At 66.3% G+C, this 13,462-nt stretch carries 12 protein-coding genes; 10 read left to right on the top strand and 2 right to left on the bottom strand.

Features of this window, described 5'->3' with window-relative positions:
- Positions 1-166 precede the first annotated feature (166 nt).
- The 10 genes from ACWYRN_RS18220 to ACWYRN_RS18175 all read left to right on the top strand — a co-directional run bounded on the left by ACWYRN_RS18220 (position 167) and on the right by ACWYRN_RS18175 (position 11,168).
- Positions 167-2,455: a TonB-dependent receptor gene (locus ACWYRN_RS18220; protein WP_488688978.1), complete on the top strand. Its 2,289-nt coding sequence runs from the start codon at positions 167-169 to the stop codon at positions 2,453-2,455.
- Positions 2,456-2,548: 93 nt separating this feature from the next.
- Positions 2,549-3,433, top strand: a complete 885-nt coding sequence (locus ACWYRN_RS18215; RefSeq protein ID WP_488688976.1) for an alpha/beta fold hydrolase — start codon at positions 2,549-2,551, stop codon at positions 3,431-3,433.
- Positions 3,434-3,467: 34 nt separating this feature from the next.
- On the top strand, positions 3,468-4,667 hold the full coding sequence (locus ACWYRN_RS18210; protein ID WP_488688974.1) for a substrate-binding domain-containing protein: 1,200 nt from the start codon (positions 3,468-3,470) through the stop codon (positions 4,665-4,667).
- Between the two features lies 1 nt (position 4,668).
- Entirely contained in the window at positions 4,669-5,460 is a 792-nt protein-coding gene (locus ACWYRN_RS18205) for an ABC transporter ATP-binding protein (RefSeq protein ID WP_488688972.1), read from the top strand.
- Entirely contained in the window at positions 5,453-6,178 is a 726-nt protein-coding gene (locus tag ACWYRN_RS18200) for an ABC transporter ATP-binding protein (RefSeq protein ID WP_488688970.1), read from the top strand. The genes ACWYRN_RS18205 and ACWYRN_RS18200 overlap by 8 nt, the downstream gene beginning before the upstream one ends.
- A gap of 10 nt (positions 6,179-6,188) precedes the next feature.
- Positions 6,189-7,241, top strand: a complete 1,053-nt coding sequence (locus ACWYRN_RS18195) for a branched-chain amino acid ABC transporter permease (RefSeq protein WP_374041301.1) — start codon at positions 6,189-6,191, stop codon at positions 7,239-7,241.
- Positions 7,242-7,246: 5 nt separating this feature from the next.
- A complete protein-coding gene (locus tag ACWYRN_RS18190) occupies positions 7,247-8,320 on the top strand; it encodes a branched-chain amino acid ABC transporter permease (protein WP_488692841.1) in 1,074 nt (357 codons plus the stop codon).
- A 277-nt stretch (positions 8,321-8,597) separates the two neighbouring features.
- A complete protein-coding gene (locus ACWYRN_RS18185) occupies positions 8,598-9,263 on the top strand; it encodes a choice-of-anchor J domain-containing protein (protein WP_488688967.1) in 666 nt (221 codons plus the stop codon).
- A gap of 38 nt (positions 9,264-9,301) precedes the next feature.
- Positions 9,302-9,724, top strand: coding sequence for a post-PEP-CTERM-1 domain-containing protein (locus tag ACWYRN_RS18180; RefSeq protein ID WP_488688965.1), 423 nt, complete (start codon positions 9,302-9,304; stop codon positions 9,722-9,724).
- The gene (locus ACWYRN_RS18175; protein ID WP_488688963.1) at positions 9,711-11,168 is read left to right on the top strand and encodes a PA domain-containing protein; all 1,458 of its coding nucleotides are present in this window, start codon (positions 9,711-9,713) and stop codon (positions 11,166-11,168) included. The genes ACWYRN_RS18180 and ACWYRN_RS18175 overlap by 14 nt, the downstream gene beginning before the upstream one ends.
- A gap of 190 nt (positions 11,169-11,358) precedes the next feature.
- Here the strand turns inward: ACWYRN_RS18175 and ppa are convergent, their stop codons facing one another.
- Positions 11,359-11,901 carry an inorganic diphosphatase gene (ppa, locus tag ACWYRN_RS18170; protein WP_488688962.1) on the bottom strand — a complete coding sequence of 181 codons (543 nt, stop codon included), beginning with the start codon at positions 11,899-11,901 and terminating at the stop codon, positions 11,359-11,361.
- Between the two features lie 392 nt (positions 11,902-12,293).
- The gene (locus ACWYRN_RS18165; protein ID WP_229435901.1) at positions 12,294-13,460 is read right to left on the bottom strand and encodes a heme biosynthesis HemY N-terminal domain-containing protein; all 1,167 of its coding nucleotides are present in this window, start codon (positions 13,458-13,460) and stop codon (positions 12,294-12,296) included.
- Positions 13,461-13,462: the final 2 nt, after the last annotated feature.

Here is a 13,462-nt window from a genome sequence, read left to right as displayed (position 1 = left end):
GGGGGCCGGGTCTGCACCGAGCCGGTGCAAGGCCTTGTGCAAATTCGCACACAGGGTGGGCGGATTGTTATCTTTTCAGCCAAACCGGACCGAGGCACACTGCTAGCCGTGCGTGAAAGAGCAATAAGCCGAGCGTGCGCCGCCATTCCAAAAACAGGAGACAACGATGCGTCTGACAAATAGAAAAAAGAAGCTGCTCTACCGTTCCGCCGCCGCCCTGCTGGCCCTGTCCAGCGGCGCGCTGGGCGCTGCCCACGCCCAGCAATCCTCGGGCGCGCCCGCACCTGACGGCGAAGCCGCCTCGGACATCCAGAAGGTGGTCGTCACCGCGCGCCGCCGCGAAGAATCGTTGCAGGACGTGCCGGTCTCGGTCACGGCCTTTTCCGCCGACCAGTTGTCGAAGCAGGGCGTGCCCGACGTGACCGCCCTGGCCCTGGCGCTGCCGAACACCACGCTGAAGGCCTCGCGCGCCACCAACTCCACCCTCACCGCCTTCATCCGCGGCGTCGGCCAGGCCGACCCGCTGGCCGGCTTCGAGTCCGGCGTCGGCATCTACATCGACGACATCTATCTCGCCCGCCCGCAGGCCGCCGTGGCCGACATCTACGACGTCGAGCGCATCGAGGTGCTGCGCGGCCCGCAAGGCACGCTGTATGGCCGCAACACCATCGGCGGCGCGGTCAAGTACGTGACCCGCAAACTGGGTTCGCAACCCGACGTGCGCCTGCGTGCCACCGCCGGCAACTACGGCCAGCTCGACGGCGTGGTCACCGCCAGCACCCCGCTCAGCGACACCGTCCGTATCGGCGGCACGGTGGCGCGCTTCAAGCGCGACGGCTTCGGCACCAACCTGTACACCGGCGCCGAGAACTACGACAAGGACGTCACCGCGCTGCGCCTCTCGACCGAATTCACGCCGAGCGCCGACCTGTTCATCCGCATCGCCGCCGACGGCACGCAAGACGACTCGAACCCGAAGAACGGCCACCGCCTGACGGTCGGCCGCACCAGCGGCGCGCCGATCCTGTCGAACGAATTCGACACCCGCGCCAACCTGACCCAGGCCCTCGGCCACGACCAGGACGTCAAGTCCTACGGCGTCTCGGCGCTGGTGGAATACCGCTTCAACGACCAGTTCAGCGCCAAGTCGATCACGGCCAGCCGCAAGGACAAGTCGTACGCGCCGATCGACTTCGACGCCCTGCCCGTGGTCGACATGGAAGTGCCGGCCCTGTACACCAACAAGCAGTTCAGCCAGGAATTCCAGCTCACCTATACCGGCGAGCGCATCCAGGGTGTCGCCGGTTTGTACTACATCGACGCCAACGCCTACAACAAGTTCGATACCGTGCTGGCCGGCCTCGCGCCAACCTCGACCTTCACCAGCGGCGACATCGACACCAAGGCCTGGGCCGCCTACTTCGACGGCAGCTACAACTTCACCGACGCCTTCAGCCTGTCGCTGGGCGGGCGCTACACGGTCGACGAGCGCACCGCCTCGATCTACCGCCAGATCTACCTGGGCCTGGCCGGCTCGCCGGAGATGGGCAACCCGGGCGCCATCCTGTTCCGCACCGACACCGATTTCCGTAACGGTACGCTGCAGCGCAAGGACAAGAAGTTCACCCCGCGCGTGGCCCTGGGCTACAAGGTGAATGCCGACCACAACGTCTACGCCTCGTATTCCGAAGGCTTCAAGGGCGGCGGTTTCGATCCGCGCCTGAACATGGTCGGCACCCGCCTGACCGAAGCCCAGGCCCGCGCCGGCTACGAGCCCGAAACCATCGAAACCTATGAACTCGGCCTGAAGTCGGCCTTCAATGGCGGGCGCATCACCACCAACGCCGCCGTGTTCTACAGCGACTACAAGGACGTGCAGATCCCGGGTTCGGTGGCGATCGACACCAACGGCGACGGCCGCGACGACAGCTTCGCCGGCGTGACCACCAACGCCGGCAAGGCCAAGATCAAGGGCGTCGAACTGGAAGCGATCGCCAACATCACGCGCGGCTTCACGATTGCCGGCATGTATAGCTACATCGACGCCGACTACAAGGAATACATCGTCGCCGGCGTGAACGTGGCCGACCAGCGCGTGTTCCAGAACACGCCGAAGAACTCGGCCAACCTGCGCGCCAACTACGACATCGCCCTGCCCATCATGGGCCACAACGGCAAGGTCTCGCTGATCGGCAGCGTGTCGTACAAGGGCGCCACCAACCAGTTCGAGACCGTGTCCCTGCTGGACCAGCCTTCGTATAAATTGTGGGATGCCAGCATCGTCTGGACCCGCGCCGACGGCAAGATCCGCGCCGGCATCCACGGCAAGAACCTGAACGACGAGCGCTACAAGACCGCCGGCTACCTGTTCCCGACCCTGGGCAACGAGGGCACGCTGACGGCCTTCTACGGCAACCCGCGCACGGTCTCGGCCACCCTCGAGTACCGCTTCTAGACTGTTCCGCTTGCGTGGGCATCCGGGCGCCGCCCGGCCCGGGTGTCCTCGCCTTCGTTTCTCTCACCCGACGAACCAACAGGATTTGCCAGCGTGCCGAACTTCACACCTCTCCGTTTTGACAGCAGCGACGGGCTGGCGCTGTATGCACGCGACTACGCCCCCCAGGCCGGGGCCGAGCCTGCTCCGGCACGCCTGCCCGTGATCTGCATCCACGGCCTGACCCGTAATTCGGCCGACTTCGACGAACTGGCCCCGGAAATCGCGCGCCTGGGCCGGCGCGTGCTCGCGCTCGACGTGCGCGGACGCGGCCACTCGGCCTACGATCCCGACCCGGCCAACTACAACCCGGTGGTGTATGCCGGCGACGTCGTCAAGCTGATGCACGACCTCGGCATCGCGCGCGCCGTGTTCGTCGGCACCTCGATGGGCGGCCTGGTCACCATGACGCTCGCCATGCGCCACCTCGACCTGATCGCCGGCGCCGTGCTGAACGACGTCGGCCCGGTGCTGTCCACCAAGGGCCTGGCGCGCATCGCCGGCTACGCGGGGCGCTGCAACGTGCTCTCGACCTGGGACGACGCCGCCGGCTACCTGAAGGACATCAACGCCTGCGCCTTCCCCGGCAACTCCGATGCGGAATGGGGCAAGTGGGCGCGGCGCGCCTTTGCCGCCAACGACGCCGGCGCGCTGGCCCTGCGTTACGACCCACGTATTGCGCTGTCCTTGCAAACGGGTAAACTCAAGCCGACCTCGCTGGCGGCGCGCATGGCCTTCCGCCGCCTGGCGCAGCGCCGTCCGACCCTGCTGGTGCGCGGCGCCCTGTCCGACCTGGTCGAACCGGACCAGGTGGCATGGATGCGGCGCGCCGCACCTGCCATGGCCTACGCCGAAGTCCCGGACGTCGGCCATGCGCCGATGCTCACCGAACCGGCGGCGCTGGACGCGATCCGCGGGTTCCTAGCCCAGCTTCCATAAACACAGAAATAAAATCAGATCGACAGGAGACAACATGAAGCACCTGATCAAACCTCTCTCGGCCGCGGTACTCGCCACCTTCGCCATTGGCGCCACGCCCTATGTCATGGCCGCCGGCCCCGACCTGAAGATCGCCCTCATCGCCGGCAAGACCGGCGCCCTCGAGGCCTATGCCAAGGAAACCGAGACCGGCTTCATGATGGGCCTGGAATACCTCACCGGCGGCAAGATGGAAATCAACGGCCGCAAGCTGAAGGTCATCGTCAAGGACGACCAGAGCAAACCCGACCTCGGCCGCACCCTGCTGGCCGAAGCCTATGGCGACGACAAGGCCGACATCGCGGTCGGCACCACCTCCTCGGGTTCGGCGCTGGCGATGCTGCCGGTGGCCAAGGAATACAAGAAGGTCCTGATCATCGAGCCGGCCGTGGCCGATGCGATCACCGGCGACAAGTGGAACAAGTACATCTTCCGCACCGCGCGCAGCTCGATGCAGGACGCGATGGCGGCGGCCAGCACCCTCAAGCAGGGCAGCGTCGGCTTCCTGACCCAGGACTACGCCTTCGGGCGCGACGCCATCAAGGCCGGCAAGGAAGCGCTGGCGGCCACCGGCAGCAAGGCCAGGGTGGTGCACGAAGAGTACGCGCCGATGACCACCACCGATTTCACCGCCTCGACCCAGCGCCTGTTCGACGCCCTGAAGGACAAGCCGCAGCCGCGCGTGCTGCAGATCGTCTGGGCCGGCCCGAACCCGATGAACAAGCTGGCCGACATGAAGCCCGAGCGCTACGGCATCCACCTGGCGCCAGGCGGGAACATCCTGCCGGTGATGAAGACCTGGAAGAACTATGCCGGCACCGAAGGCACCATCTATTACTACTACGCCTTTCCGAAGAACAAGATGAACGACTGGCTGGTGGCCGAGCACCAGAAGCGCTTCAAGGCCCCGCCCGACATGTTCACGGCCGGCGGCTTCGCGGCGGCCAGCGCTGTCTACACCGCCCTGTCGAAGGTCCCGAGCGGGAACAGCGAGCAGCTGGTGGCGGCGATGGAAGGCATGTCCTTCGACACCCCGAAAGGCAAGATGAGCTTCCGCAAGGAAGACCACCAGGCGCTGCAATCGATGTACCACTTCCGCATCAAGAAGAACCAGGCCAACGAGTGGGACTTGCTGGAACTGGTGCGCGAGATCCCGGTCACCGACATGCCGCTGCCGGTGAAGAACAAGCGCTGACATGGCGGCCACCGACCAAGCCCCTTCGCTGTCGACGCGCGACCTGACGATCCGCTTCGGCGGCCACGTCGCTGTCAACGCGGTGACGGCGGATTTTTATCCAGGCACGCTGACCGTGATCGTCGGCCCGAACGGGGCCGGCAAGACCACCTATTTCAACCTGGTGTCGGGCCAGTTGCCGGCCACCTCGGGCAGCGTGCTGCTGGGCGGCCAGGACGTGACAAAGGCTGGCGCCGCACGCCGTACCCGCCTGGGCATCGGGCGCGCCTTCCAGCTCACGAACCTGTTCCCGAACCTGACGGTGATGGAAAACGTGCGCCTGGCGGTGCAGAGCCGCGCCGGGCTGGGCATGAACATGTTCTCGGTGTGGTTCGGGTACAAGGAACTCATCGCGCGCGCCGAACATTACCTGGAGCGCGTGGCGATGTTGGCGAAGCGCGAAGCGCGCGTCGGCGCGCTCTCGCACGGCGACCAGCGCAAGCTGGAAGTGGCGATCCTGCTGGCGCTGGAGCCGCGCATCCTGATGTTCGACGAGCCGACCGCCGGCATGAGCGTGGACGAGGTGCCGGTGGTGCTGGAACTGATCCAGTCGGTCAAGCGCGACACCACCAAAACTGTGCTGCTGGTCGAGCACAAGATGGATGTAGTGCGCCAGCTGGCCGACCGCATCATCGTGCTGCACAACGGCACCCTGGTCGCGGACGGCAACCCGCATGAAGTGATGCAATCGAAGATCGTACAGGAAGCCTATCTTGGAACACCCGACACCGAACCCGCCGCTGCCCATGGCTGAACCCCTGTTGCGCCTCTCGGGTGTGCACACCCACATCGGCCAGTACCACATCCTGCAAGGCGTGGACCTGGTGGTCCCGCGCGGCGGCCTGTCGGTGCTGCTCGGCCGCAACGGCGCCGGCAAGACCACCACCCTGCGCACCATCATGGGCCTGTGGAAGGCCAGCGCCGGCAGCATCCATTTCGACGGCCAGGACATCGGCAAACTGGCCACGCCCGACATCGCCCGCCTCGGCATCGCCTACGTCCCGGAAAGCATGGCCGTGTTCTCGGACCTCACCGTGCGCGAGAACCTGCACCTGGCCGCGCGCAGCGGGCCGATGGACGAGGCGCGCGTGGAGTGGATCTTCGGCTTCTTTCCGGCCCTGAAAAAATTCTGGAACTACCCGGCGGGGAACCTCTCGGGCGGCCAGAAGCAGATGGTGGCGATCGCCCGCGCCATCGTCGAGCCGCGCAAGCTGCTGCTGGTGGACGAGCCAACCAAGGGCCTGGCACCCGCCATCGTGCAAAGCCTGATCGCCGCCTTCCGCGAACTGAAGGAGCACGACACCACCATCCTGCTGGTCGAGCAGAATTTCAATTTCGTGCGCTCGCTCGGCGACACCGTGAGCGTGATGGACGATGGCCGCGTGGCCCACGCCAGCACGATGGCGGCGCTGGCAAACGACGACGCATTGCAGCAGCGCCTGCTCGGCCTGTCGCTGGCCGCACACCAATAGGACCTCTATCATGAGCGCTACTCTCCCTCGCACGCCGGCCGCACCGGCTGCCATGCCGCCACCGCAGGCCGATGCGCCCTTGCCGAGCGCGCCGCGCGATATCGCGCCGGTGCTGCTGGTGCCCGTGCTGGCCCTGCTCATGCTGCCGCTGGTCGGCAGCTTCCCGACCTGGGTCACGCTGACCGTCGCCGGCCTCGCCATGGGCATGATGATCTTCATCATGGCCAGCGGCCTGACCCTGGTGTTCGGTTTGATGAACGTGCTGAACTTCGGCCATGGCGCCTTTGTCTCGGTCGGCGCCTTTGCCGCCACCCTCGTGCTGCTGCCGATGCGCGGCTGGCTCGAAATGGATTCGCTGCTGGTGAACCTCGGCGTGCTGGCCCTGGCGGTGACGGTGGCGATGCTGGTCACGGCCCTGCTCGGCTGGGCCTTCGAACGCGTGATCATCATGCCGGTGTATGGCCAGCACCTGAAGCAAATCCTGATTACCATGGGCGGCATGATCGTCGCCGAGCAGCTGATCAACGTGATCTGGGGCGCCGAGACCATCCCGCTGCCGCTGCCCACCAGCCTGCGCGGCGCCATCTTCCTCGGCGACGCGGCCATCGAAAAATACCGGCTGGTGGCGGTGATCGTCGGGCTGGTGGTCTTCGCCGGGATGTTCCTGGTCCTGAACCGCACCAAGATCGGCCTCCTGATCCGCGCCGGCGTGGAAAACGGCGAGATGGTCGAAAGCCTGGGCTATCGCATCCGCCGCCTGTTCGTGGGCGTGTTCGCGGCCGGTTCCGCGCTGGCCGGCCTGGGCGGCGTGATGTGGGGCCTGTACAAGGAAACCCTGTCGGCGGCGATGGGCGGCGAGATCATGATCATGATCTTCATCGTGATCATCATCGGCGGCCTGGGTTCGGTGGGCGGCTGCTTCATCGGCGCCCTGCTGATGGCGCTGGTGGCCAACTACGCCGGCTTCCTGGCCCCAAAAATCGCGCTGGTCTCGAACATCATCCTGATGATCGCGATCCTGCTGTGGCGCCCGGCCGGGCTGTATTCGAAGATGCGGAGCTGAGCATGATGAACCGACTTCTCTCCGGCGACCTGCCGCGCAGCCGCATCCTGTCCGCCGTGCTGGTCCTGATCCTGCTCGCGCTGGCGTTCGCACCCTTCCTCACGAGCGGCGCGCGTCCGCTGAACATGGCGGCCACCATCTGCGTCTACATCGTGCTGGTGGCCTCCTACGACCTGCTGCTCGGCTACACCGGCATCGTCTCGTTCGCGCATACCATGTTCTACGGGATCGGCGCCTACGGCATCGGACTGGGTCTGGCGTCCGTCGATGAACCGACCTGGGGCGTGGCCCTGAAAGGCCTGGGGCTGGCACTGCTGCTGGCCCTGGTGCTGGCCTTTGTCGTCGGGCTGTTCGCGCTGCGCGTGCGGGCGATTTTCTACGCCATGATCACCCTGGCAGTGGCCTCTTCGTTTGCCGTGCTGGCGTCGCAACTGTCGGATTTTACCGGCGGCGAGGACGGCAAGACCTTCAGCGTGCCGGAAGTGCTGACGCCCGGCTTCACGCTGGTGGAAAACGAGGTATTCGGGCGCGCCATCGACGGCAAGCTGCTCACCTATTACCTGGTGTTCTTCGGCTGCCTGCTGCTCTTCCTGTTCCTGCTGCGCCTGGTGAATTCGCCCTTCGGGCGGGTGCTGCAGGCGATCCGCGAAAACGAGTTCCGCGCCGAGGCGCTGGGCTACCGCACCGTCGTCTACCGCATCTGGGCCAACTGCCTGGCGGCACTGGTGGCGGCCCTGGCCGGCGCGCTGATGGCGTTGTGGCTGCGCTATGTCGGACCCAAGACTTCGCTCGGCTTCGAGGTGATGACCGATATCCTGCTGATCGTCGTCATCGGCGGCATGGGCACGATGTACGGCGCGGTGGTGGGGGCGGCGCTGTTCATCCTGGCACAGAACTACCTGAAAGAACTGATGGCGCATGGCTCGAGCGCGCTGGAAGGCGTGCCGCTGCTGGCGGCCGCGCTGCATCCGGACCGCTGGATGCTGTGGCTGGGCGTGCTGTTTGTGCTGTCGATCTATTTCTTCCCGGTCGGGATCGTGGGCAAGATGCGGCTGCGCAGCTATTTCGCAAAACGCTGACGCGTTTTCAGGGCGCGAACGGCTCCGTTCGCGCTCGCCACTCCTGCCTGATTATCTCCTGTGTTCGCAGGGGTGGACATTCGTAGTGCTGGCATTTAGCCAGCCCTACGAATGCCCACCCTGCCGCCCCTCCCGCCAAACCGCCGAGTTACAGCACACCTTGAATAAAGATCAAGGTTCGCTCTTGTTCAGCTCATATGATGAACTGAACCATGGCCTCGTGTCAGCCAGGCGCGAGTTCGATGCCATCCCTCTGGCTTCGCATGAAAGCTCACCCATGAACACACTCAAGTCGTACGCAGCGGCCGGCGCGCTTGCGCTGGCGGCACTTGCGCCCGGGGTCGCCAGCGCCGCGGGCGTGGAAATCCTCAACGAAGGCTTCGACAACGTCGCCTCCCTCCCCGGCTGGACCCTGGTCAATAACAGCGTGCCGCCCGGCACCAACTGGTTCCAGGGCAATGCCGACGTCTTCGGCGCCCAATCCGGCGCGCCGAACGCCTATGCCGCCGCCAACTACCTCGGGGCCGCCAACGGCCAGGGCGTGGTCGACAACTGGCTGATCACGCCGCTGCTAAACCTCACCGGCCTGACCAGCTTCTCGTTCTACACCGCGCACGAGGCCACGCCCGGCTTCTCCGACTTCCTGGAAGTGCGCTGGGCGGCCGGCAGCAGTGGCGGTACCACCGCCTTCAACACCCTGCTGGCTACCTTCGGCGGCGTGGGCTCGCCCTACCCCACCGACTGGACCGCCTGGAGCAGCAACCTCGACCTCCAGGGCGAAGGCCGGTTCGCGTTCCGCTACGTCGGCTCCGCCGATAGCCTGAACTATGTCGGCCTCGATACGGTCCGAGTAGTCACGGCGGTGCCGGAACCTTCGCTGTACGCAATGCTGGCCCTTGGCCTGGGCGCCCTGACGTTCATGCGCCGCAGGCAGGCTGACTGAAGCAAACCGAGCAATTCAACGCGTTCCGGAGACCCACCATGTCATCCAAAAAAATGTTAGCGGCGCTGCCCCTGGCCGCCATCTGCCTCATGCCGCATCACGCCTCAGCACAGGACCAGCAAGGCATGGTCGTCGTCCGCGACGCCCAGACCGGCCAGCTGCGCGCCCCCACCGCGGCCGAAAGCCGCGCCCTCGCACCCAAGTCGACCGCCGCGATGGCGGCGCCGGCACGTCCGGCCATGGTCACCCATCCGGGCGGCGCGCGCCAGGTGCGCCTGGGCGAGCGCGGCCTCGTGTATTCGGTGGTCACGCGCGACGGCGACGGCAAGCTCAGCGACGAATGCGTCCATGGCGCGCAGGCGGCCGAGCATGCCGTGCACGACCATGCCGCGCACAGCCGGCAAGACGGCCAAGCCACGCAGGCACACGATGACAAGGAGGGTCGCTATGAAGTCCGCTAATTCCCTGCAGCGCCCGGCCGCCGCCGCATTTTCAGCTGCGCGTGCCGTTGCCCTTGCCCTCGCCTTTGCGGCATTCGCCGCGCCCGTGCAGGCGGCCACCATCACCATCGTCAACCAGAACGCGCCCGGCATCGGCTTCAACGACCCGACGCCGGCCACCCCGGTCGGCGGCAACCCGGGCACCACACTCGGCCAGCAGCGCCTGTACGCCTTCCAGTACGCCGCCAACATCTGGGGCGCCACGCTCACCAGCAACGTGCCGATCCGCATCGGCGCCTCCTTCGTGCCGCTCTCGTGCACCGCCAACAGCGCCGTGCTCGGCTCGGCCGGCGCCAACGAGATCTGGTCCGACTTCACCAACGCGCCGCGCCAGAACACCTGGTACCCGAGCGCGCTGGCCAGCAAGCTGGCCGGGGTCGACGTCGCCACGCCGGGCGAGCCACACATCATCGCGCGCTTCAATTCGCGCCTTGGCCTGTTCGCCGACTGCCTGCCCGGTTCCGGCTTCTACCTCGGCACCGACAACAACGCCGCCGGCCAGATCGACCTGGTCACCGTGCTGCTGCACGAAATGGCGCACGGCCTCGGCTTCCAGACCTTCACCGACGACGAAACCGGCGCCGAAATCCAGGACATCCCCTCGATCTGGGACCACTACCTGGTCGACAACCGCAGCGAGCGCCTGTGGGTCGACATGACGCCGGCCGAACGCGTGGCCTCGGCCATCAGCGGCGACGGCCTGTCGTGGAACGGGCCGATCGTCACCGCGGCCGTACCCCAGGTGCTCGATCCGAAATCGCGCCTCACGGTGGCCGGCAGCGCCGCCGGCAACGCGGCCGGCAATTACGAAGTGGGCGACGCCTCCTTCGGCCCGCCGCTGGGCGCCACGGCCGTCACCGGCCAGCTGATGCCGGTGGTCGAGCAGCCAGACGGCACCGGCCTGGCCTGCACCGCGCTGAACGAGGTGAATGCGCTGGCGGTACGCGGCAACATCGCCCTGGTCTCGCGCGGCAGCTGCGACTTCGTCGCCAAGGCGCGCAACGTCCAGGCTGCCGGTGCGATCGGCATGGTTGTGGCGGATAACGCGCCGGGCGAAGCGACCGGCATGAGCGGCGACGATCCGAACATCACGATCCCGTCGGTACGCATTACCCAGGAAGCCGGCAACACCTTGCGCGCCGCGCTTGCTTCGCGTTCGCGTACCCGTTCCGGCGTGACGGCCAGCCTCGGCATCGACCCGACCCGCCTGGCCGGCACCGACGCCCAGCGCCGCATCCTGATGTACACGCCGACCACCAATGCGCCGGGCTCGTCGGTCTCGCACTACACGACCGATGCCAAGCCAAACCAGCTGATGGAGCCGTCGATCAACTCGGACCTGTCGCACACGGTCACGCCGCCGCGCGACCTGACCTATCCGCTGCTGCAGGACATTGGCTGGTAAAGGTGGTTGGGGAAATTTAGCCGCTGAATTTAGCCGCTGAACTCGGCCGCGAGATGATGGTGATTCGCGCTGGCTAAACGCGATGGCGGAAGGCTGTCAGGCGGTCTTTGAATAGCGGCGGCAGCAAAACAAAAGGCCGGCCACCCGAGGGTGCCGGCCTTTTCCATAGCGCCGCTGGGGCGCGTGGATATTACTGCTGTTGCTGCTTGGCGTTGTAAGCCTTGACGCCGTTGACGATCTCGGCCTTCGCTTCTTCCGGACCAGCCCAGCCCTCGACCTTGACCCACTTGCCTTTTTCGAGGTCCTTGTAGTGCTCGAAGAAGTGCTGGATCTGCTGCAGGCGCAGGTCTTGCAGGTCTTCCGGCTTTTGCCAGTGGCTGTAGATCGGCAGGATCTTGTCGACCGGCACAGCCAGCACCTTGGCGTCGCCGCCGCCTTCGTCGGTCATCTTCAGCACGCCGATCGCGCGGCAACGCACGACCACGCCAGGGATCAGCGGGAACGGGGTGATGACCAGCACGTCGCATGGGTCGCCGTCGTCCGACAGGGTTTGCGGCACGTAGCCGTAGTTGCACGGGTAGTGCATCGCGGTGCCCATGAAGCGGTCGACGAAGATCGCGCCGGTGTCCTTGTCCACTTCGTACTTGATCGGATCGGCGTTCATCGGGATTTCGATGATGACGTTGAAATCGTTCGGCACATCGCGGCCGGCTGGGACGTTGTTCAAGCTCATGGAGTGTTCCTTGGTTGCTGAAGATTCAATAAAGGGAAGCATTATATCGAATAGGCATGGGCTTGTGCGGTGCGGTGGGGTGCCGTGCGGCATTGGAGTTTGAAAGCCGGTGCGCGAGCGGTAGTGGGGCTGTTGCCTGTGCCGTTCGTGGTGTGTTTGATCCGCGTGGGCACGGAGTGCCCACCCTACGGATGAGGTCGCGGGTTCGGCACTGCGTGCCTCGAAAAGGAAACCCGGGCGTTAGCGCATCGGTTTGTGGCCCGGAACCTTTCTCGTAGGGTGGGCACTCGTGCCCACGCGGATTCAGCACACCAATAACGGTACAGGCAACAGCCCCATTACCGCGAGATCAGTGTTCCTCAACTTCAGCCACAGCCGTTGGCGAATTCAGATCAAAGAATATTCGCCAACGCACTATGCCGATAATGCCCCGCCGCCTTCGCATCCTGCCCCAGCGCCTCGTGCAGCTGGGCCAGCTTCAGGTGCACGTCGCGCACCATCGCCGAATCCGTCGCATCCGACAAGGCCTGCTCCAGGTAGCGCTGGGCCTTGCCCCACAGCTTCTGGCGCAGGCACAGCGAGCCCAGAGCGAACGCCAGTTCCGCGTCGTTCGGGCGCTCGCGCAGCCAGCCTTCGCAGTTCTCGATCTGCGCCAGCAGCGTGGCCGATCCCGCCGGCCCGGCAGCATCGCGGTAAGCCCGCACCACACGCTCGTCCCAGCCCGCGCGCAGCGCCTCCTCGGCAATCACGCGTGCCTCGTCGTGCAGGCCGCTGGCATTGAAGGCGGTAGCGGCGCGCGCCGCGATGTAGGGCTGGGTGCGGTCCGCCGCCGGCACCTCGGCCCACACGCGGCGGATCGCCTCCGGATCGTGGCCCTCTTCCGACAGCAGCGCCTCGTAGGCCAATTCGCGCAGGCGCGCCGCCAGCGCCGGGTGCAGCGCCTTGCGTTTATCCAGGATGCGCACCAGGCGCAGCACTTCCGGCCAGTTGCGCGCCTGCTGGTGCGCCTTCATCGACCACTGCAGCGCGTGGATGTGGCGCTGGCCGCTGGCGTTCAGTTCGTCGGCCGCCTGCAGCGCCGCTTCCGGCTGGTGGTCGTCGACCAGCAGCTCGATGACGGTCATCAGGCGCGCCGTCTTCATGCTGTTGTCGCCGGCGATGCCGGCCAGCCAGGCGTCGCGCCGCGCCGGTTCGCGCATGCGGTGCGCGGCGCGGGCGCCGATCAGGGCAGCCAGGCCGGCGTTCTCGGGTAGCTCGGCGGCGCGCATGGCGGCCTTTTCGGCGTGGCCGAAGCGCCCTTCGAGCAAGGCCTTCAGGGCGTCGCGCAGGCCCTTGTTGCCTTCACGCTCGCGCTTGCGCAGACGGTAGGCGGCCACGCGCTGCGGCATGCGCAGCGTCGAGCGCACCGCGCGCACCAGGCCGTACAGCATCAGGAACAGCAGCGCCAGCAGCACCACGAACAGGTTCAGCGACATGTCGATCCGGTGCGGCGGGTAGAACAGCACCACGTTGCCCGGATTGAAGCGCGCCGTCACGGCGATGCCGATGGCGGCGGCCATCA

It is taken from the genome of Massilia sp. BAP21, from assembly GCF_057801335.1.
The sequence above is the reverse complement of the archived record's forward strand: the minus strand, read 5'-3'. Positions and strand labels throughout refer to the sequence as shown.

What these genes read in the sequence shown, in the direction of transcription:
- ACWYRN_RS18205 (WP_488688972.1), top strand. Translation starts at nt 4,669, where the DNA reads ATGGCGGCCACCGACCAAGCCCCTTCGCTGTCGACGCGCGACCTGACG.
- ACWYRN_RS18200 (WP_488688970.1), top strand. Translation starts at nt 5,453, where the DNA reads ATGGCTGAACCCCTGTTGCGCCTCTCGGGTGTGCACACCCACATCGGC.
- ACWYRN_RS18185 (WP_488688967.1), top strand. Translation starts at nt 8,598, where the DNA reads ATGAACACACTCAAGTCGTACGCAGCGGCCGGCGCGCTTGCGCTGGCG.
- ACWYRN_RS18175 (WP_488688963.1), top strand. Translation starts at nt 9,711, where the DNA reads ATGAAGTCCGCTAATTCCCTGCAGCGCCCGGCCGCCGCCGCATTTTCA.
- ACWYRN_RS18210 (WP_488688974.1), top strand. Translation starts at nt 3,468, where the DNA reads ATGAAGCACCTGATCAAACCTCTCTCGGCCGCGGTACTCGCCACCTTC.
- ACWYRN_RS18180 (WP_488688965.1), top strand. Translation starts at nt 9,302, where the DNA reads ATGTCATCCAAAAAAATGTTAGCGGCGCTGCCCCTGGCCGCCATCTGC.
- ACWYRN_RS18220 (WP_488688978.1), top strand. Translation starts at nt 167, where the DNA reads ATGCGTCTGACAAATAGAAAAAAGAAGCTGCTCTACCGTTCCGCCGCC.
- ACWYRN_RS18190 (WP_488692841.1), top strand. Translation starts at nt 7,247, where the DNA reads ATGAACCGACTTCTCTCCGGCGACCTGCCGCGCAGCCGCATCCTGTCC.
- ACWYRN_RS18195 (WP_374041301.1), top strand. Translation starts at nt 6,189, where the DNA reads ATGAGCGCTACTCTCCCTCGCACGCCGGCCGCACCGGCTGCCATGCCG.
- ppa (WP_488688962.1), bottom strand. Translation starts at nt 11,901, where the DNA reads ATGAGCTTGAACAACGTCCCAGCCGGCCGCGATGTGCCGAACGATTTC.
- ACWYRN_RS18165 (WP_229435901.1), bottom strand. Translation starts at nt 13,460, where the DNA reads ATGGCCGCCGCCATCGGCATCGCCGTGACGGCGCGCTTCAATCCGGGC.